This window comes from Panacibacter microcysteis, from assembly GCF_015831355.1.
GTDB classification, from domain to species: domain Bacteria; phylum Bacteroidota; class Bacteroidia; order Chitinophagales; family Chitinophagaceae; genus Panacibacter; species Panacibacter microcysteis.
Genome location: NZ_JADWYR010000002.1, coordinates 1,730,884 through 1,750,441, shown reverse-complemented (window position 1 = coordinate 1,750,441; position 19,558 = coordinate 1,730,884). Strand labels below are relative to the sequence as shown.

At 44.4% G+C, this 19,558-nt stretch carries 16 protein-coding genes; 3 read left to right on the top strand and 13 right to left on the bottom strand.

Annotated features, from left to right (window positions below):
- Positions 1-235 precede the first annotated feature (235 nt).
- A complete protein-coding gene (locus I5907_RS19235) occupies positions 236-1,390 on the top strand; it encodes a Gfo/Idh/MocA family protein (RefSeq protein WP_196992412.1) in 1,155 nt (384 codons plus the stop codon).
- Between the two features lie 54 nt (positions 1,391-1,444).
- Here the strand turns inward: I5907_RS19235 and I5907_RS19230 are convergent, their stop codons facing one another.
- The 6 genes from I5907_RS19230 to I5907_RS19205 all read right to left on the bottom strand — a co-directional run bounded on the left by I5907_RS19230 (position 1,445) and on the right by I5907_RS19205 (position 7,381).
- On the bottom strand, positions 1,445-2,737 hold the full coding sequence (locus I5907_RS19230; RefSeq protein ID WP_196992411.1) for a bifunctional folylpolyglutamate synthase/dihydrofolate synthase: 1,293 nt from the start codon (positions 2,735-2,737) through the stop codon (positions 1,445-1,447).
- 116 nt (positions 2,738-2,853) lie between these two features.
- Positions 2,854-3,729, bottom strand: coding sequence for a TonB family protein (locus tag I5907_RS19225; protein WP_196992410.1), 876 nt, complete (start codon positions 3,727-3,729; stop codon positions 2,854-2,856).
- A gap of 173 nt (positions 3,730-3,902) precedes the next feature.
- Positions 3,903-4,304, bottom strand: coding sequence for a VOC family protein (locus tag I5907_RS19220; protein WP_231402173.1), 402 nt, complete (start codon positions 4,302-4,304; stop codon positions 3,903-3,905).
- Between the two features lie 12 nt (positions 4,305-4,316).
- Positions 4,317-5,615, bottom strand: coding sequence for a radical SAM family protein (locus I5907_RS19215; RefSeq protein ID WP_196992409.1), 1,299 nt, complete (start codon positions 5,613-5,615; stop codon positions 4,317-4,319).
- A gap of 159 nt (positions 5,616-5,774) precedes the next feature.
- Positions 5,775-6,335 (bottom strand): hypothetical protein, encoded by a 561-nt coding sequence (locus tag I5907_RS19210; protein ID WP_196992408.1) that lies wholly within the window; start codon positions 6,333-6,335, stop codon positions 5,775-5,777.
- The gene (locus tag I5907_RS19205) at positions 6,335-7,381 is read right to left on the bottom strand and encodes an agmatinase family protein (protein ID WP_196992407.1); all 1,047 of its coding nucleotides are present in this window, start codon (positions 7,379-7,381) and stop codon (positions 6,335-6,337) included. The genes I5907_RS19210 and I5907_RS19205 overlap by 1 nt, the downstream gene beginning before the upstream one ends.
- 214 nt (positions 7,382-7,595) lie before the next feature.
- On the opposite strand from I5907_RS19205, the gene I5907_RS19200 reads away from it, so the two are divergent.
- Both I5907_RS19200 and I5907_RS19195 read left to right on the top strand, forming a co-directional pair.
- Positions 7,596-8,708: a pyridoxal phosphate-dependent aminotransferase gene (locus I5907_RS19200; protein ID WP_196992406.1), complete on the top strand. Its 1,113-nt coding sequence runs from the start codon at positions 7,596-7,598 to the stop codon at positions 8,706-8,708.
- Between the two features lie 23 nt (positions 8,709-8,731).
- Positions 8,732-9,130 carry a DUF7793 family protein gene (locus tag I5907_RS19195; RefSeq protein ID WP_231402172.1) on the top strand — a complete coding sequence of 133 codons (399 nt, stop codon included), beginning with the start codon at positions 8,732-8,734 and terminating at the stop codon, positions 9,128-9,130.
- Between the two features lie 52 nt (positions 9,131-9,182).
- Here I5907_RS19195 and nagB read toward each other — a convergent pair whose 3' ends face one another.
- The 7 genes from nagB to surE all read right to left on the bottom strand — a co-directional run bounded on the left by nagB (position 9,183) and on the right by surE (position 19,498).
- Positions 9,183-11,087, bottom strand: a complete 1,905-nt coding sequence (gene nagB, locus I5907_RS19190; RefSeq protein WP_196992405.1) for a glucosamine-6-phosphate deaminase — start codon at positions 11,085-11,087, stop codon at positions 9,183-9,185.
- Positions 11,088-11,464: 377 nt separating this feature from the next.
- Positions 11,465-13,126: a beta-N-acetylhexosaminidase gene (locus tag I5907_RS19185; RefSeq protein WP_196992404.1), complete on the bottom strand. Its 1,662-nt coding sequence runs from the start codon at positions 13,124-13,126 to the stop codon at positions 11,465-11,467.
- 7 nt (positions 13,127-13,133) lie between these two features.
- Positions 13,134-15,014, bottom strand: coding sequence for a CocE/NonD family hydrolase (locus tag I5907_RS19180; protein WP_196992403.1), 1,881 nt, complete (start codon positions 15,012-15,014; stop codon positions 13,134-13,136).
- A 346-nt stretch (positions 15,015-15,360) separates the two neighbouring features.
- Positions 15,361-16,854, bottom strand: coding sequence for a pyruvate kinase (gene pyk / locus I5907_RS19175; RefSeq protein ID WP_196992402.1), 1,494 nt, complete (start codon positions 16,852-16,854; stop codon positions 15,361-15,363).
- A gap of 41 nt (positions 16,855-16,895) precedes the next feature.
- Positions 16,896-17,879 (bottom strand): 6-phosphofructokinase, encoded by a 984-nt coding sequence (gene pfkA, locus I5907_RS19170; protein ID WP_196992401.1) that lies wholly within the window; start codon positions 17,877-17,879, stop codon positions 16,896-16,898.
- A gap of 535 nt (positions 17,880-18,414) precedes the next feature.
- Complete coding sequence (locus I5907_RS19165) at positions 18,415-18,705, bottom strand: hypothetical protein (protein WP_196992400.1); 291 nt, start codon at positions 18,703-18,705, stop codon at positions 18,415-18,417.
- Between the two features lies 1 nt (position 18,706).
- Positions 18,707-19,498: a 5'/3'-nucleotidase SurE gene (gene surE, locus I5907_RS19160; RefSeq protein ID WP_196992399.1), complete on the bottom strand. Its 792-nt coding sequence runs from the start codon at positions 19,496-19,498 to the stop codon at positions 18,707-18,709.
- Between the last annotated feature and the right edge of the window lie 60 nt (positions 19,499-19,558).

The window sequence follows — 19,558 nt, the reverse complement described above, 5'->3', positions numbered from 1 at the left end:
AATGACCTTAATAACGCGTCTTACACAATAGATCTTATTACCTGTTGCGGCTTGTATAACCGGAACGCTGCAGCTGCCACACCAACCGAACGATGAACCGGGCGTGGCAACAGGCGATGCCATGCAATACAAATGCTGATTAACAAAAAAACAAACATGGCATTGAACGGGTAAAAAATATTTAGTCATCATCTTATAACAATAACCAAAACGATTGCCGATGCAACATGACAACATGAGCCGTAAAAAATTCCTTGCACAAACAGGTATTTTATCTGCAGGATTCTTTTTTAACCCGCTTACAGGAAAAACGCAACCTGCCGGTAAAAAGATTAAAGTTGCTGTAATCGGCTGTGGCAGCGTATCTGGTGTATATCTGCCGCATTTAACAAAAGCGCAGTATGTGGAAGTGGTAAGCGTCTGCGATATTAAACCAGACCGTGCGGCCAACCGTGCAAAAGAATTTAATGTGCCAAACCAATACCCGCATATTGATCAGTTACTTGCCGGCGCCCCGTTTGACCTGCTGATCAACTTAACCAATATGCAGGAACATGAGCACCTCAACCGCGAGGCGCTGAATGCAGGCAAACATGTGTGGAGCGAAAAGCCCATGGCCAATTCTTATAAAGCAGGGAGGGCGCTGCTCGATCTTGCCAAAACAAAAGGCTTAAGGATGTGGGGTGCACCGGCAGTGGTAAATAGCCCGCAGTTTGCTTTTATGGCCAAAGCCATCAATGAAGGAAAACTTGGTACCCTTGCGGCTGCGCATGCCAACTATGGGCATACGGGTCCAACATGGAGCGCTTTTTTTTATGAGAAAGGTGGCGGTAGTTTGCCTGATCTTGGGGTGTACAACCTTGCCACGCTGAGCGGTTTGCTGGGGCCAGTAAAATCAGTAGTTGCCATGACGAGCATCGTTACCAAAACAAGAACGGTAGATGACAAAGGTACCATACCGGTGGAGGCAGAAGACAATGCCATGGTAATAATGGATCATGGAAATGGGGTGCTGTCGCATGTGCAATGCGGTTTCAATTATTTTGATCCTTATGGTCATGAGGGTAAAGGTCAAAGCCGGCCAACAATTACCATATGGGGCAGCAAAGGCAATATGGCACTGATTGGGTACGACTGGGCGCCTTTTGGCGTAGAGCTTGCCACAAGTGATGCGGAAGAACCGCAAAAATTTGTAACCGATCCCGGAACATATGTATGGCAGCAGGGCGCCTCTGTAATTTGCGAGGCACTTGCTACGGGCACGGAGCCGCGCATCAACGCTGAGCATGCATTACATGTGCTTGAAATTATACAGGCCGCGAGGCAATCGCAGGAAACAGGCAGGCGCATTAACCTGGAATCTACATTTCCCTGGCCCGTGGTGAAGTAGCATTTTATGCTTGCAATAGACAAAGCACCCGGCAACACCCGGGTGCTTTGTTCTTTATAACGGGTTTACTTCTGCAACAAGAAAAACACTTCCGCAAATGAGAATGAGGTCGTCTTTATGTGCATGTGTTAATGCTGCTTTTAAAGCCAGATTTACTTCCGTGTAAGTGCTACCCTGTAAGCCGGTTGCGGCGGCTTTTGCAGCAAGCTCGTCTTCGGCTAAAGCACGCGGTATTTGTGCTTTGGTAAAATAGTACTTTGCATAAGGAGGTAACAACGCCAGCACTTTTTCAATGGCTTTATCCTTCACCATGCCAATGATAATATGCAACTGGTTGTAAGTGGTAAGTTCAAGTTGTGCTGTGAGTTGTTGCATACCGTCTTCATTATGTGCCACGTCGAGTATTACAGTGGGTTGTTTGCTGATCATCTCCCAGCGGCCATGTAAACCGGTTAACTTTTTGGTTTGCTGCAAGCCCTCTTCAATATGCTGCGTTGTAATGGCCCAGCCCTGCGCCTGTAACTGGTGGATGGTTTCGAGTACTGTAAGAATATTTTTTGTTTGATAAATGCCGGTAAGATCTGTAGTGTAGGTATGACGGGCGTCATTGTGCTTATCAGCCACGGTTATCGAAAGCTGGTGGTGTTCATAATGCCAGCCTGTTACCATTCTTTTATCCTGTGCGAATACGAGCGGAGCTCTTTTTGCTGCGGCAATTGCTTCGAATACCGGTTTTGTTTCAGGCAGTATTTCGCCTATTACAACCGGCGTATTTTCTTTGATGATACCAGCTTTTTCATAAGCGATTTTTTCAAGGGTGTCACCCAGCAGGTTCATATGGTCCCACCCGATATTCGTAATGGCAGACACTTCCGGCATGATAATATTTGTACTGTCCAGTCGGCCGCCCAGGCCAACTTCTACAACAGCAATATCTGCCTGTTGCTGTGCAAAATATGCAAAAGCCATAGCCACGGTTATTTCGAAGAATGAAGGTTCGATTGCTTCGATCTGCGGCTTGATACGCTGCGCAAAGCTGGTCACAAACTGCTCTTCGCATAAATGCCCGTTTACTTTTATACGCTCCCTGAAATCTTTCAAATGCGGGGAGGTGTATAAACCGGTTTTATAGCCAGCCTTCTGCAAAACTGCCGCAAGCATATGACTGACAGAGCCTTTGCCATTGGTACCGGCGATGTGTATTGTTTTGAAGTTTTGCTGTGGATTATCCAGCGCATTGCATAAGGCAATTGTATTGGTAAGGTCTTTCTTGTAAGCGGCTGCACCAATGCGGCTAAACATGGGCAGGGTATTGTAGAGGTAATTAATTGTCTCTTTATAATTCATGCAGGAAAGGTAATGAAGAAAGCATTTTGCTTCGTCACAAACGTGTACCGTGGTAACCGCGCAAAAAAAAGCTGGTTACACCCTGATGTAACCAGCTTTTTTATATTCGCTGATGATTAACCTTTCGGGTTTTCGAATTTGATCTGTATGGTCCCGGTCTGTGTTTCGGTGCCTTTGGAAAATTTTATCTGTTTGGCCCTGCGTTGTGCGATAGCATTGATATCAGCAAACGGGCTGCCTTGTTTAATAGTGGCAGATAAAACATTGCCATTCTCATCTACTGTTACGTTTACGTAAACAATACCACCATATTTATAACTGTCTTCGAAACGTGTACCACCTATTGTTCTTCTGCCAGATAAGCCGCTGGTAATATTAACACCTCCATTGCCTCTTCCACCATTGCCCGTATAGCTGTCGGAGTTTGGATTGCCGTTGGGCTTACCCTGGTCGCCGGTGCCACCTGCAATACCCTGGTTTTTTGCGTTATTGTAAGAATCGGCATTATTACCCGTTCCGTTGCTGGTTTTACCGCCGGCATATACTGCTTTTGGTTTCACAACTTTTGGGGGTGTGTTAACCACCGGTTTGCTGGTGGTTGTTTTGGCCGTTGTGTTTTCTTCCTTCACGGGGTTTTTCTTTACTTCCGGTTTGGGAGAAGTGCGTACAGGCGGAGCATCCGGCTCATCATTATCGGCTACTTCCGGTTGTGTTTCCGCTTCTGCCTGTGTTGTTTGTGGTGCAGCTACTGTTGTTTGTTCTGCATCGCTCATTTCTCCCGGCACCTGCGGAGGTACATCACCAAGGCCGGTTTCTGAATTGCCCAGGTTTACTTCAATACCTTCATCAACAATGGGAACGGCAGGTTGTGGAATTGTCCAGCTAATAAGAAAGAGCAGGAAAATAGCTGCTGTTATAATAGTGGTATAACTAAGCGCTTTTATATTTTTTTGCCTTTCGAATTCGCTGTGTTGTTGCTGCATACTTGTCATTTCAAACATTTTTATGGTATCACCCGTACAAATTTAACTTTCAGTAATCACTTGTGCTGTTATAAAGATGCTAACACGTGTGTATTACACAAGTTATTATGCCGTAAGCAGGATTTTAACATGTATAGTACACCAAAAAGATTATTATCAATAGCGCCGAATAACGTGGCTGCTTATATTTTCTGTTGCAACGTCCATTTGTGACCAAATGGATCGAGTACATCTCCCTGGCGATAGCCATAATCGTAGTCCTGCATAGGATTCAGCAGTTTACCACCTGCGTCGAGGGCCTGCTGCATCATCATATCAGGATTGGCAGTAAACAAGCCCAGCGTGATAAAAGAGTGCGGCTGTTCGTTGAAGTGTGCGTCTTTACCCGTTATCTCATGCAGGTGGAACATTGCGTTGCCGATGGTCATTTCTGCTACATGGATGGTACCATCGCCGCCGCTCCAGCGCCGCAATTCCACAGCGTTAAAAGCTTTTTGATAATAAGCCAGCGCATCTGCCACAACCGGCATATACAGCACAGGGGCAAATGATGTTTCAGTATTGGCAGCAATCGTTTCCATCATTGAAATTTGTATTTAATTGTGGGCAAAATCAAGTGTGTAATCACCTTTGATGCGTTCAAGCGGGGGATTGTAGTAACCAAACTGCACTTTCGGAAATTCCTCTTTTATAAGATCCATCAGTTGTTTTACACCCAGCAGTTCGCCGGTTTCTGTAATGCCGAGCTTTCCCAAATACCAATCGGGATCTATGTTAAAGTTCCGCCACTGTATCATGGAAAGATCAGTTTCAATAATCAATTTACGCAGTGCTTCATATTCTTCTTCAGTATCCGTCATACCAGGGAAAACGAAATAGTTGATGCTTGCCCAGCCGCCATAACCGCGTACCACTTTAAGGCTTTCTACAATATCGCTGAACTGGTAATTGTTAGGGCGGTAATAAGGAGTGTAAATGCTTTCCCTTGCAGAATTGGTACTTACCCTTATACTGTTCAGGCCAGCCTCGCACAAAGCCCTTACAGCATTTGGCCGGGAGCCGTTCGTATTGATGTTGATGCTGCCGCGTTGTGTATGTTTTCTAATTTCAATGATGGCTTCCCTGATTGTTTCCCACATTAATAACGGTTCGCCTTCGCAACCCTGGCCAAAGCTTACAATAGGGTAGGGCGCTGATATAAGATGCGGCACAGTGAATTCTGCAATTTCTTCTGCTGTAGGTTTAAATGTTAGCCTGTCCTGCGTGGAGACTATTTCTTCTTCCTGTGGCTGAAAAGAGATGCAACCAATACAATTTGCATTACAGGCAGGTGATGATGGAACCGGGCACTCCCAGCGGTGCAATGAAAAGTTTCTTGCTGCAGGGCAATTATACGTCATGCAGCAATTTTCCATGAGGTGTTTTACCAGCCTGTTGTGCGGGTAGGCTTTCAAAAGATCTGCTGCACCAGCCTGAATCTTTTCATCATCGTACCCGCCACATTCCTGGCGGATATCCTGTTCTATTCGTATAGCCGGTACATAAAACTGGTCTTCGTACCAGCCTGCGGCTGTATAGCAAAACAGCGGCAGCGTGGGGGCGTTTGGTGCTGTTTCGTATGCGGCTATATAAAAACCGGTATGTGCAGGTGGTATAAATGCTGCTACTGCCCAGCCTTTATCGCACAAACGCATTTCGCCTGTTTGCGTATCTATGCCTATGCCTTTACGGCCGGGCAATTCGTACAGGTTGCCACCATCAGGCAGGAGTATCCATTCTTCTGCCGGTACAGGAAAAGCATCCCAGCCTTCGCGGCCAACGGCATACAGGGTCTGGTCTTCGAAAATATTTCCGTTGCCGTCTGAATACAAAAGATATGGTGAATGTTTGATCATAAAATGCTTATTGAAAGGTTGCAGCGCAAAAAGACTGTAATTACCGGAGTTGGTGGTTTTGTTGCTGCATAATGATATACAGTACAAGAGTGCGACGCAACTGCAGCTTAATGCTTATTCAACTGCCGGTTACCAAAACCTTATAACGTGTAATAACACTTATTGGTGGCTGCTGATCTGCAAACGGCAAAACTCGTTAAATTCTGCCTCATTGCCAATGTTTGAAGAAGTTGTATTTACAGGTGCCTGGAAAATTTTGTTGTTGCGGTAGTCGATGGTAAGCAGATCGTCTTTTATTACAACGTTTTGTAAACTCTTCCAGTCTATGATTTTTTCGGGTAATGAGGTAATGGTAAGCTGATTGCCGGCGGCAATTACGTGGAAGTGCTCTTTTACGGATAGCTGTAGTATGCAGATGGTAGTAACGAGCAGGGTGATCCACCAGGGAAACAGGAAAAACGAACCGGCAATGGCCCATATAAATGCTGACCGGTGAATGCGCAGGAAACGCATAAAGGCAAAGCGTGTTACAATTTTTTCATTCTGCGCAAATGCGATGCTGATGCACAACATCATGGGCCAGAACATATCCATCATATCGTTATTGTAATATGCAATGATGATGAAACCTGTACACAATATGGAAAGAAAAATGACGCGAAAAAGATCTACCGTCTGGTAACGGTCATTTTTTATAACGAGCCGGTATTCCTGCTGCATCAGTTCATGTTGCTTTTCATGAGGTAATTACACAGTTTCCAGAGTATGCGTGCACCCACATTGCTGTCCCAGCCGTTTTCGCCAATGCCTACTTCAACAAGGTCGAAACCAATGATGGTTCTGCCCGTTTCGATGATGCGGCGGATAAGATACATGGCCTCTTCGGTTTGCAGGCCGCCCAGGACAGGCGTGCCTGTAGATGGGCATAGCTTGGGATCGAGCCCGTCAATATCAAAACTTACGTGTACTTTTTGCGGAAGGTGGTTTACAATGGTATCTGCCAGGTGGTTCCAGTGCTGGCCGTCGTAGAGGCGCTGTTTGATCTGTTCATCAAAGTAAGTGATTACCCTGTAGTTGCTGTTGCAGATATATTCCCACTCTTCTTCGCACAGGTCTCTTACGCCAACCTGCACCAGGCTGTCTATCTCGGGCAATTCGTTTAACGCGTTGTACATGATAGAAGCATGCGAGTACTTAAAGCCTTCGTACGAAGTACGCAGGTCGCAGTGTGCATCAATCTGCAGAATGCCGAAATGGCCATGTTTTTCCGCCAGTGCTTTGTAAAAACCAAGTGGTGTGCTGTGGTCTCCGCCAACAATACCTACCAGTTTTTCCTGTGCCAGCAGGTCTTTGGTTTGTTCGTACACCCAGTTGTTCATCATTACGCTGCCTTCGTTGATCTCTTTCAGACTTTTGTACATGAATTTATTATCGGCCACCATGCAACCTTTCGAGATATAGTCGATGTACAGTTCAGCTTCTTTGCGCAGGTAGTCGCTTTTCATCAACAACTTTTTATCATGTTCGCGCATATAAAAACCTTTGCGCCAGCCCCCCGGCACATAAGCATCAAAGAGGTCAACCTGTTTGCTGGCTTTAAAAATGTGTTCAGCACTTCTTGCCGTACCGGCGCCATAACTCACCGTAACTTCCCACGGCACAGGTAGCAAGACCAATTTTGCTTCTTCTTCTGTAAAAGGTAGTCCGAAAATATTGTTGTTGGGATTTCCGGCTGCGTTCGGATCAAACTTTGTTAGATCTGCCATTGAGGATAATAGTTGGAAATAGCCGGCAAAGTTAGTGCGATATTTTATAAATCCATAGAGTTAACATTATTTAAAGATTCAGTAATAATTATGGGCCCGGCGGCAGGAGGTATATGCGGCTCCTGTTGCGTCGCACTCTTCGGCGGCAGGAACATTCATCGGCAATCCCCGGTTACCGTCTTCGTTTTTTATATTTATACCTACAAACCATTTTATGCAATACAGGCGCATGCCCATAGAAGTAGAGGCCCCCGAAGGTTTCGGTTATGAAAAGATCGATTGCAATCTTTCCGAGAGCTCTTTTGCCGATCAGCGGCTGGCAGATCTTGGTATAGACATCGGCAACCTGGTGTTGTTTTATGGCGATCATAAAGGCAAACCGGCATTGCGGGAACTAATTGCCGCAGAGGCCGGCCTGCATGCAGATGAAGTACTGATCACCGCAGGCGCGGCAGCCGCACTTTTTATTGTTGCCACCGCACTGCTGAATAAAGGAGATCATATGGTGGTGGCGAAAACAAACTATGCCACCAACATAGAAACACCGCGTGCCATAGGCGCTACAGTAGATTTTCTACCGTTGCATTTCGATGATGGATACGAGCTGGATGTGGACATGTTGGATAACCTGGTTACAGACCAAACGAAACTGGTAAGCCTTACTTACCCGCACAATCCCACCGGCGCCCACATCAGCATGGAAACATTGCAAAAGATCATCCGCATCACAGAGCGAAAGAAAACCTGGCTGTTGTTTGATGAAACGTACCGCGACATGAGTTTTGGTGAGCCTTTGCCGGTAGCAGCAGGTTTATCAGACCGGGTTATCAGTGTCAGCTCCATGTCAAAATCGTACGGCCTGCCCGGTATAAGAATTGGCTGGCTTAGCTGCACAAACAAGCAGTTGCTGGAAAACTTCCTGGCGGCCAAAGAACAGGTGTTCATCACCAATTCCGTGGTAGATGAAGAAATCGCATACCGGTACCTGTTACGAAAAGAAAGTCTTTTTCCACCGGTTAAAGAAAAGATCCTGGAAAATTTCCGGATCGTTCAACGGTTTATGCAACAGCAAAATGTGTTGGAGTGGGTGGAGCCAAAAGGTGGTTGTGTTTGTTTTCCGCGCATCAAAAGTGAAGTGGCGATAAAGACAAAAAAGTTTCACGAAATATTGCTGCATAAGTACCGTACATATGTTGGGCGTGGCCATTGGTTTGAAGAAGATGACCGCTACATGCGTATTGGTTATAGCTGGGATAAAACGGAGCGGCTACAAAAAGGACTAACCAATATTTTGATGGCCATTACGGAAAGTGTCTACGATGTTTAAGTTTACGCCGTTAATAACAAGCAATGATGGAACAGGTAACCATTCCCGCAGACAGGGAAATTTATGAAGGAGAGATCGCTACTTATTGGTTTGAAGATGGCATACTGGTGTCGTACTCCAAAAGCCTTTTAAGAACGGTAGAAAACATAGGCCGTAATGTGGCACTGGTAAAAAAGATCACCAATAGTACACCGGTACCGTTACTGATCTACCTCGCAAGCTCCCCAGTGCCGGACAAAGCAACAAGACAGTTTTCTGCACAACAGTTGCCTGTTATTTACAAAGCCATGGCCATGGTATCAAAACCAGGGCTGGCAAAATTTATCATGAATATTTTGTTCAGCCTGAAACAGCCACCCATACCTATGAAGACTTTCAGTAATGGGGCTGCCGCAAAAGAATGGCTGAAACAATTTGTATAAAAAAACGGTTGTTGCGCAGCAACAACCGTTTAACGTATAAATGATCTTAAAATCAATAATGCCATCTTACAAAGGCTTCCATGGCCGCATATTTTGTCAGGCCAAGCGATGCATACAGACCTGCCGTATTTGCATTGCGGTCTTCAGCGCGTTGCCAGAATTCCCTTGCGTCTGTACCCTGGAATGGCACAGAATCTTTTTGCGACTGGTGTATAAAAATACCAAAGCGTTTTTTCATCACCTGGTCAGGGCTCATGGGTATGGCCATTTCTATATCTGCAATATCCCATTCCTGCCATGCGCCTTTGTATAACCAAACCCAGCAGTCCTTCACCCAGTCGTCACCGGCAGCCTTTATACGACGCAGGCTTTCAAATACAATGTCGAGACATACCTTGTGGGTACCATGTGGGTCAGCAAGATCACCTGCACAATACACCTGGTGTGGCTTTATCTCGCGCAGCAGTTCCATGGTCTGCAGCACATCTTCTTCACCCATTGGTTTTTTCTCTATGGTACCGGTTTCGTAAAATGGCAGGTTTTGAAAATGCCACCTGCCTTCCGGCAAACCAACATATTTGCAGGTTGCTTTGGCTTCGCACCTTCTTATCAGGCCCTTAATGCTCCTGATTTCCGGCGTATCCATTTCATTTTTCTTTTTGCCCGCCAGGAATTTTGCGGCATCAGAAAGTATTTGCTCGCTTTTCTTTTTGTCCATGCCAAACATGTCTTCAAAGCCCACGGCAAAATCGAGAAAACGTGTTACAAACTCATCTGTAACAGCAATGTTACCGCTGGTCTGGTAGGCCACATGTACTTCGTGCCCCTGGTCGTGCAGGCGCATAAAAGTTCCACCCATGCTAATAATGTCGTCATCGGGGTGGGGAGAAAAGATGATGCAGCGTTTGGGGTATGGCTCACTTCTCTCGGGGTGCGTTGGCAGATCAAAATTTGGTTTGCCGCCCGGCCAGCCCGTAATGCTGTCTCTCAGCAGGTAAAATACCTGCAGGTTTATTTCGTAGGCGTCACCGTTTTCTACCAGCAGATCGCCAAGGCCGTTTTCGTTGTAGTCGTTGGCGGTTAAACTCAATACCGGTTTGTCCAGTTTAAGCGCCATGTTTACCACCGCACGTTTTATTGTTTTGGGTGTCCATTCTACCAATCCTGTGAGCCATGGAGATTTAAAGCGCGTAAGCTCGGCAGAAGTATTCTCATCCAGCACAAATGTGCAGTTGTTGTGTTGCTGCAATATGCTGGCCGGTACCTGCTCTGTTACATCGCCTTCTACCGATTTTGCAATAATAGCTGCTTTAAAACCCCATGCCATCAGTATGATCCTTTTAGATTTCATAATGGTGGAAATGCCCATGGTAATGGCAAGGCGTGGAACTTTTGCTATATTCTGAAACTCTCTTGCATTGGCTACACGTGTGCTGTTGTCAAGATTGATCAGGCGTGTTTTAGAGAAAAAGCTGGAGCCGGGTTCATTAAAACCAATATGACCGTTGTTGCCAATGCCAAGCACCTGCAGGTCTATTCCGCCGGCGTTGTCTATCAGTTGCTCATACTCCTGGCAGCGTGCTTTGATGGTTTCTTTCTGCCATTCCCCGTTTGGTATATGAATATTGGCAGGATCTATATCTATATGATTGAATAAATGCCGGTGCATAAAACTCCAGTAACTCTGGTAAGCATCTTTCTCCAGCGGGTAGTATTCATCAAGATTAAATGTGATCACGTTTTTAAAACTCAGCCCTTCTTCTTTATGCAGTCTTACCAGTTCTGCATACATGTTTATTGGTGTAGAACCTGTAGCAAGACCCAATACACATTTTTCTCCTTTAGCCTGTTTGTCTTTGATCAGTGTGGCAATTTCTTTAGCCACATACCTGGAGCCTTCTTTGGGGTTCGAAAAAATTTCACAGGGAATTTTCTCAAATGAATCAACCATGCTCATGTTGTTGTTGGTTTTATGTTGTTAAGTCGTCAAAATTATTGTTTGCTTTACAATTAATGCTGTGCAATCGTTTGTGATTTTTGGTAGCCGGCAATATATTTTCATGGCATCGCCTGTTGTGTCACTCACTTGTACGGCGGGAACAACTGGCAGCAACGAAGCTGCAATGCAACACCGCAAAGATTTTGTGCTTAGCTGCATGTATTGTTCATCACACATTGTTTTGTTTATTATGTAATGCTCTGCTCCGGTCTTCGCATTGCCCAATAGTATTGTTGCAGTTGAAGTGTGCGACGCAACAAAAGCCCAATGCTTCTACTGCTGCCGGGTATATAAAAGAACTGTTTTAAAACATTAACGGGTGATGACCTTTACAGTTATTCTCCGTTATTGATGCCTTTGGTATTGTACTTTACCTGCCAGAGATCGTAACGTTTATATTGTGTAAGCAGGCGCTGTTTAAAATCGGGCCAGTTCTTATTGTTTTTACTGCTCCAGCCTACTTCACTTAGCGCAGACATGCGTGGAAAAACCATGTACTCTACCTTGGAAGGATTGCTGATATACTCGGTCCACAGGTTTGCCTGTACGCCTTTTATAAAGGCCTGTTCCTGCGCTGAAAGCTGCGCCGGCAAAGGATCGTAGCTGTACACTGTTTCTACGGGCAGGTACCCACCAATAGTAAGACTGTCTTCTTTTTTAGACTGCGAGTAATCTACGTATACGTACGTGGTTGGCGTCATTATTACATCATGATGTTGCTTTGCTGCTTCTATACCGCCGGTTTCTCCGCGCCAGCTCATTACTGTGGCATTGGGTGCAAGACCACCTTCTAAAATTTCGTCCCATCCTATAATATTGCGGCCCTTGCTGTTGAGGTATTTTTCCATGGTGCTGATAAAATAACTCTGCAGGCCATGTTCATCTTTCAGGTTTTTTTCTTTGATCAGGTCCTGGCAAAACTGTGAGCGTTTCCAGTAATCTTTGGGGCACTCATCACCACCCACATGAATGTATTTTGATGGAAACAATTCCATGACTTCATCGAGCACACCCTTTAAAAATGTAAAAGTGTTTTCTGACGGCACAAACACATCAGGATATACGCCCCAGCTTTGCTGTACGTATTTGCCGGTAGTATCGCCACTCCATTGTACACCTTGTGCCACGGGTGTGTTTTCACCCGGAAAGCAGCTCAGCTCAGGATATGCGGCGATAGCAGCAGAAGCATGGCCGGGCATTTCAATTTCGGGAATGATGGTGATGTAGCGTTCGGCAGCATATTTCACAATGTCTTTTATTTGCTCCTGTGTATAGTAGCCACAATCTTTTTTATTGTCATTTGCCGTACCAGGATGGTGACCAATAATAGTACCGTTTCTGCAACTGCCTACTGCTGTAAGTTTTGGATATTTTTTTATTTCGATACGCCAGCCCTGGTCTTCTGTTAAATGCCAGTGCATGGTGTTCATTTTATGCAATGCAAGAAAATCAATATACTGTTTTACAAATGCGGCCGGCATAAAATGGCGGCCGCAGTCGAGCATCATACCACGGTATGCAAAACGCGGTGCGTCTGAAATTTCGCATTGTGCAACAGGCATGATTCCTTTCTTTTCTTTTTTTAAAGGCAGTAATTGTATCAGAGATTGTATGCCATAAAATATGCCTTCTTCATTGGCGCTTTCAATGTACACTTTGTTATTGTCTACCGATAAAGTATATGCACCTGTAATGCCGCTGGCTGATTTGTTGAGGTTCAACACGATCACATTTTGCCACTCAGGATCATCTTTTACTGCTTTTGCCTGTATTACAAAAGGAAGGCGTGTGTCGTAAAATTTGCCAAGATAATTGTTTAAAAAAGCAGCGCTGCGCTGCACATCTGTAGAGATCAGAACGATTTTGGTGGCAGGCGACAATGCAAATGTGCCTGCTTTTAATTCAGCTTTTTGTGGTGCAGGAATAATGTTAACAGACTGCTGTGTAAAACCACAAACGGACAAAAGAATACCAAAAGAAACGAAAAGTTTTTTCATGAGTGGATTATTTTAATACGGGTAAAACGATCCTGGATGCATACTGCGTATTGTGATAAATAGTGATATCACTTGTGATAAAATCTGCAGCTGTTGCTTTATAAATATTTATGAATTGCTGGGGGTTTCTGTCAACCAAAGGAAACCAGCTGCTTTGGATTTGTATCATTAAGCGGTGACCTTTTTTAAAAGTGTGTGCTATATCGGGCAATTCATATTTAACTTCTTCCACCTTACCCGGTGTAAAGGCTGCGGGTGTTTCGTAACTATTCCTGTAACGGCCACGAAATATTTCACCTCTAACCAGCATCTGGTAACCACCCATAGGGTAGGTCTTTGCAGGATCATTGTCTGCGTAAATGTCAACATTGTTGTATGAAAGATTGTCTGGAAAAACATCAATAATTTTTACTACAAAGTCTGCATCAGTGGTAGATATGCTTGTAAATAAATCTGCCAGTACCGGGCCTGTTACAGTGAGATCTTCTGAAAGGGTGTCTGTCTGGAATGTAAGTACATCAGGCCTTCTTGCCGCAAAACGCTGATCATCTGTCATATACTCTCTTGTCCTGTTAAAATGAACGTCTTCCGTATAAGGTACAGGGTGTGCGGGATCGCTTGTATATACCGTTGAACTTTTTGACGCAGTAGGTTTCGCCCAGCCAAGCTTGCCTGTTTGCTGCAGGTAGATAGTTTTATTTTCCGTTTTGGCAGGCGGCCATTGTTCGAAAGTTTTCCATTCATTGGCACCTGTGATAAAAATTGTTGCTTCAGCGATTGTCGAAACATCACCTTTACCTTTCAGGAAGTAATTGAAAAAAGGAATTTCAAGGTTTTGCTGGAAATACTCATTTGTCTTTGCATCGAAATGAACATTACCCAGGTGTGTACCATCGTTGCTTGCCCACTGACCATGGTACCACGGCCCTTCAACAATCTTGTTAAAAGCTTTACCGGGATTGTTTTTTTCGGCGGCTTTATACGCGTTCCATGCGCCCCAGCAATCTTCCGCATCAAATAAACCACCAACCCACAGCATGGCAGGTTGTAACTTTTTGGTTGCGTTCCGCGCATCCCTGGCTTTCCACCACGCATCATAATCGGGATGTGCATATAAGTCTTTCCAGAATGCTATGCTATCACCCATGTAGGCCGCAAGCCTGGGTAGAGAGCCTGCTTCAAGGTAAAATTTATAGTTATCATGGGTGTAATAATCAAATTCTTTCGGACCCTCCGTTGTTGGTTTTGGTCTTGGCTTGCCAAATGAAGAATAGAAAGCGAAACCATCCATTTGAAAAAATGCACCATTATGGTGAAAATCGTCACCGATGAACCAGTTGGTAACCGGCGCCTGCGGGCTTACTGCTTTTAGTGCCGGGTGGTTGCTTGCTGCAGCCATCGTAGAATAAAAGCCGGGATACGAGATACCAAAAACGCCTACGTTGCCATTGTTGCCGCCGGTGTTTTTTACCAACCAGTCGATTGCATCATATGTGTCGCTCGCTTCATCAGTTTCATTGCCTTTTTTGTTGGGATTGAATGGCCGTATGTTTACAAATTCGCCTTCGCTCATCCAGCGGCCGCGTACATCCTGCAATACAATTATGTAGTTTTCTTTGAAATAATTTTTTACATAGCTTTTCCAAAAAGGTCTCCATTTGTCTTCCCCGTAAGGAGCGCAGGAGTAAGGCGTTCTTGTCATTAACAGCGGGTGCTTTTCGCTGTTGTCTCTGGGTATGTAAAGGGTTGTAAAAAGCTTCACGCCATCTCTCATGGGAATATATAGCTCTTTTTTGGTGTAGTTGTTTACGATCCATGTTGAGTCAGCATCCTGGGCATTAGACCCGACAGACAATAATATGACTAACAAGCCAAACAGTATTTTCATAACAGAAGTTTATATAGCCATAAAATTATTGTCTTCGTGCAATTAATGCCGATTTTTTTGATCCTTTCAGCAGGCACAAAACCGCTGTTGCGGAAAACAATAACTGGTTGCAAACCTTTTCGAAACCGGGTTCACAGAAGGTGGATTTCCGGATTATCAATGATTTGACAGGTATGCAAAAGGTTCAGTTTTGATAACCCGTTTAAATCTAAACGTAAATAAGCTTCCGTTTTTTGATGCGGCAAGCTAAACTAATGGCAGCTTAGTTTCATACTGTTTATTGGTAAATAATTGCTCAATATTTACAGTATAATCAAAAAAAATCCCCCGCAAAGCGGGGGATTTTTTAATGGGCTTTTGTTATTTTCAAAACGTTCGTGGGAAGGTGCAGATCAACCGGCGTACTGCCTGTGTTGATGACGATGTCTCCTTTTTTAAGGAAGCCCCTTTCCTTCAGAATGTTGATCTGGTCAAAGATTATTTCATCCAGGCTATCTTCTTCATCGTAATAAAATGCCCTTACACCCCAGCTTAAACTTAACTGGTTTACAAGGCTGCGTGTTTTGGTAAAAACGTAGAGCGGAGATTTGGGCCTGTAGCTGCTTAGTATAAAACCTGTATAACCGCTTTGCGTCATACCTACCAACGCATCCGCATTTACGTCTCTTGCTATTTTGCACGCATTGTAGCAAATCGCATCACTCAGAAAGGAAGGTGATTTGGCCTGTGGCACCAGGTCTTCTTCGCGGTTGTAACGATATTCCGTCTTTTCAACTTCCATGATGATCTTGCGCATGGTTTCTACTACAAGCGGAGGATGTTTACCGGTGGCTGTTTCGCCGCTGAGCATTACTGCATCAGCACCTTCAAGCACTGCATTCGCAACATCGGTTATTTCACTACGGTTTGGTTTCACGCGGTCGATCATGCTTTCCATCATTTGAGTAGCAACGATTACCGGCTTTGCGCGGTGAATACACTTGCGTATAATGTCGCGTTGTGCCGCTGGTACTTTTTCCACCGGTAATTCAACACCAAGATCGCCACGGGCCACCATTATACCATCTGATTCTATAATGATGTTGCGAAGATCTTTTAGCGCAGAAGGCATTTCTATTTTAGACATCACCTTGCTGGAGCAATTGGCATCAGCCACTTTTTTCTTAAGGTTGATAATGTCTTCGGCTTTGCGTACAAACGATAATGCAATCCAGTCAACCTGCTGCGCAATAATGAATTCAAGATCCACGAGGTCTTTTTCTGTCATGGCCGGCAAAGAGATATCAGTATCAGGCAGGTTAACACCTTTCTTTGGAAGTAGTGTGCCACCGTAAGTAACTGCTACTTTTACATCACCTGCCTGGGTTATTTCAATAACAACCACTTCAAGTTTACCATCGTCGATCAATATTTTATCACCCACCTTTACATCGGCATGCAGATCAGGGTAGGAGACGTATATTTTTTCTTTAGTGCCAACCACTTTTTCTTTAGAAGTAAAAGTGAGGATATCACCTGTTTTAATTTCAAGGGAACCGCCTTCCAGGTCTCCTACGCGTAGCTTAGGGCCCTGCAGGTCTGCGAGGATGGCAATATTATAAGGTTCTTTTTGGTTAATCAGTTTGATATGCTCAATAATCCTGGCCTTGTCTTCATGTGTACCATGTGAAAAATTCAGGCGGAATACGTTTACCCCTGCTTTTACAAGCTCAAGCAGTTTATCATACGTATCACATGAAGGTCCCACCGTTGCAACGATCTTGGTTCGGTGAAATGCGTGCTGAATACCTGCTTCCTTATCCATCTCTTTGTGCAGGTACTTGGTAATGTTGTCTGACATACTTTAAAGCAATGTTTTATGTAAAGGAATAACCGGGACGATTAGCTGGCAAGTATTTTTACCATTTTCATCCAGTCGTCTCCCAATCTTTGTTTTTCTCTTATGGCAATTTCTATAGGCGTGTAATGCATGGCATTGTTCAGAATACCTACCATCACATTGTGCCTGCCTTCCAGCAGGCTTTCTACAGCATGGTAGCCCATACGGCTTGCTATCAAACGGTCCAGGCAGGTTGGTGATCCGCCTCTCTGAATGTGACCAAGAATGGTAACCCTTGTATCCAGATTGGGTAAATGTTGTTTCAGTATTTCCGCCACACCATTTGCACCGCCACTGCTATGACCTTCTGCCACCACCACTAGGTTCACCAGTTTTTTCCGTTTTTCTTTTTCCGAAAGAGAGGTGATTACTTCTTCAATGGTGGTCTCTTCTTCTGGAATAAGAATATTTTCTGCCCCGGTTGCAATGCCGCTATGCAGGGCTATATACCCTGCATGCCTGCCCATTACTTCCACGATGAACAGGCGGTCGTGTGCATCTGCAGTATCGCGTATTTTATCAATGCATTGTACCGCAGTGTTTACAGCGGTATCGAAACCGATGGTAAAATCGGTACCATACAGATCTTTATCTATAGTGCCGGGCAGTGCTACACAGGGTAATCCGAACTCCTGGCTAAGCTTGTAAGCGCCTGTAAAACTGCCGTTGCCCCCAATTACTACCAGGCCATCTATGCCGCGTTTAACAAGATTTGCATAAGCTTTTTTACGGCCTTCTTCGTTATAAAACTCTTTGCTCCTGGCTGTTTTAAGAATTGTTCCGCCCCTTTGAATAATATTGGCCACCGATCTTGAATCCATCTTCACAATTTCATCTTCGATCATACCATTATATCCGCGGTAAATTCCATACACTTCCAATCCGTAATAGAGGGCTGTTCTTACTGCTGCTCTTATGGCTGCATTCATTCCCGGAGAATCGCCTCCTGAGGTTAAAACCCCGATTTTAGTTACTGGTTTTGACATTGTATCAAAATAAAAATCATTCTGTTAAATAAATTCTACAGAGGCAGGCAATTCGTTAAATGAGTTTTACTCACCAACAGGGCACGAAAGTAAGGATTTGCTGATAAAATAAGAAAGGGAATAAAATTTCGGTTCATTTAAACGGAGCAGCAGTGTATAACGAATTAAAACTTTTTATGAAAACTTAATCCTGTTTCAGGTCTTTTATATCCAATAAAGACACATAATGTCTGATTCGGATATTTATTTGTTTCAAAAATATTTTGCATAACCGTTTATGATGCTAATTTTATGTCATACTTGAAATCCAAAGGTCCAATATCCGAAAGTTAATTTCCAATATCCAAAACCATCCTAAAAGTCAGTCATCGAATTTAAAGCTCCTTCACCGGAGCTTTATTCTTTTTAGCCTGTGCCGATACTGAACAGTAATAATTGTGTTGTGCAGCCTGGCCGCTGAGCGCTGCTGCATAGCGATATACCGCACAAGAGTGCGACGCAACAGGCGATGCTACAACGTGCATAAGCCGGGCAACTAACCAAAAATTTTATATAAAATAGCGGGTATAGCCAAAACAAGCGTGGTGGCAAAAATGCCTTTTGCTGTTTTGTCTTTCTTTGTATTGAGCGCGATAGTAAAGGCTGCTGCGTTGGCCAGCAAGGCGAAACTGATGGCAGCGGTAAGCAGCGTGGCTGTATGCAAGACAACATCCAGGAAATCTGCAAACCGGGCAGAGCGTGCCTTCCAGAGGTAAAAAAGGTAGATGCCGATAAACGGGGCCACAATGCCAATGACAATACCGGTGATAATACTATCTTTTTTCAAGCTATTTAGTAATTAAGGTTTTTTCTAATTTCTCTTTTAAAACGTAGTGTGTAAGATCGAACTGAACCGGTACAACGCTGATGTAATTGTTTTTCAGCGCCCATACATCTGTGTCTTTGCCCTTATCGAAATTGAGAAAATCGCCCGTTAGCCAGTAATATTTTTTACCGTGCGGATCATTTCTTTCATCAAATTCTTCCTGGTACTTTGCATATGCCTGGCGGCAGACCTTCAAGCCTTTCAGCAGGTTTTCGGGCACTGCAGGAATATTTACGTTTAGGCAAAGATGCTTATCGTATGTTTTTTTGAGCAGGTGCTCTACCAGCAGGCGGGCATATTTTTTTGCGCCTGTAAAATCGGCTTCAATACTATAATCGAGTAAGCTAAAACCCACGCTGGGAATGCTTTCTATAGATGCTTCGAGTGCAGCACTCATGGTGCCGGAATAAATAACATTAATACTATGGTTGGCGCCATGGTTTACACCACTTAAACACAAATCGGGTTTGCGGTGCAGTACTTTATCAACCGCCAGTTTAACGCAGTCTACAGGGGTGCCGGTACATTGGTATGCTTCCACACCATCAAACAACTGTACCGCGTGCATGCGCAGCGGGTGGCCAATCGTAATGGCGTGGCCCATGCCGCTCTGTGGTTTATCCGGTGCAACAACAACTATTCTTCCCAGCCCCTTTACACTTTCTACCAGTGCACGAATACCGGGTGAGGTAATGCCATCATCATTTGTAACCAATATAACAGGTTCTTCCTTTTGCTTTTTTGCTTTAGCCATATGTGTGCAAGGTAAAAATTATTGCAGCATCTGTACCAACTCGTTTTATGAAGGTGAAGA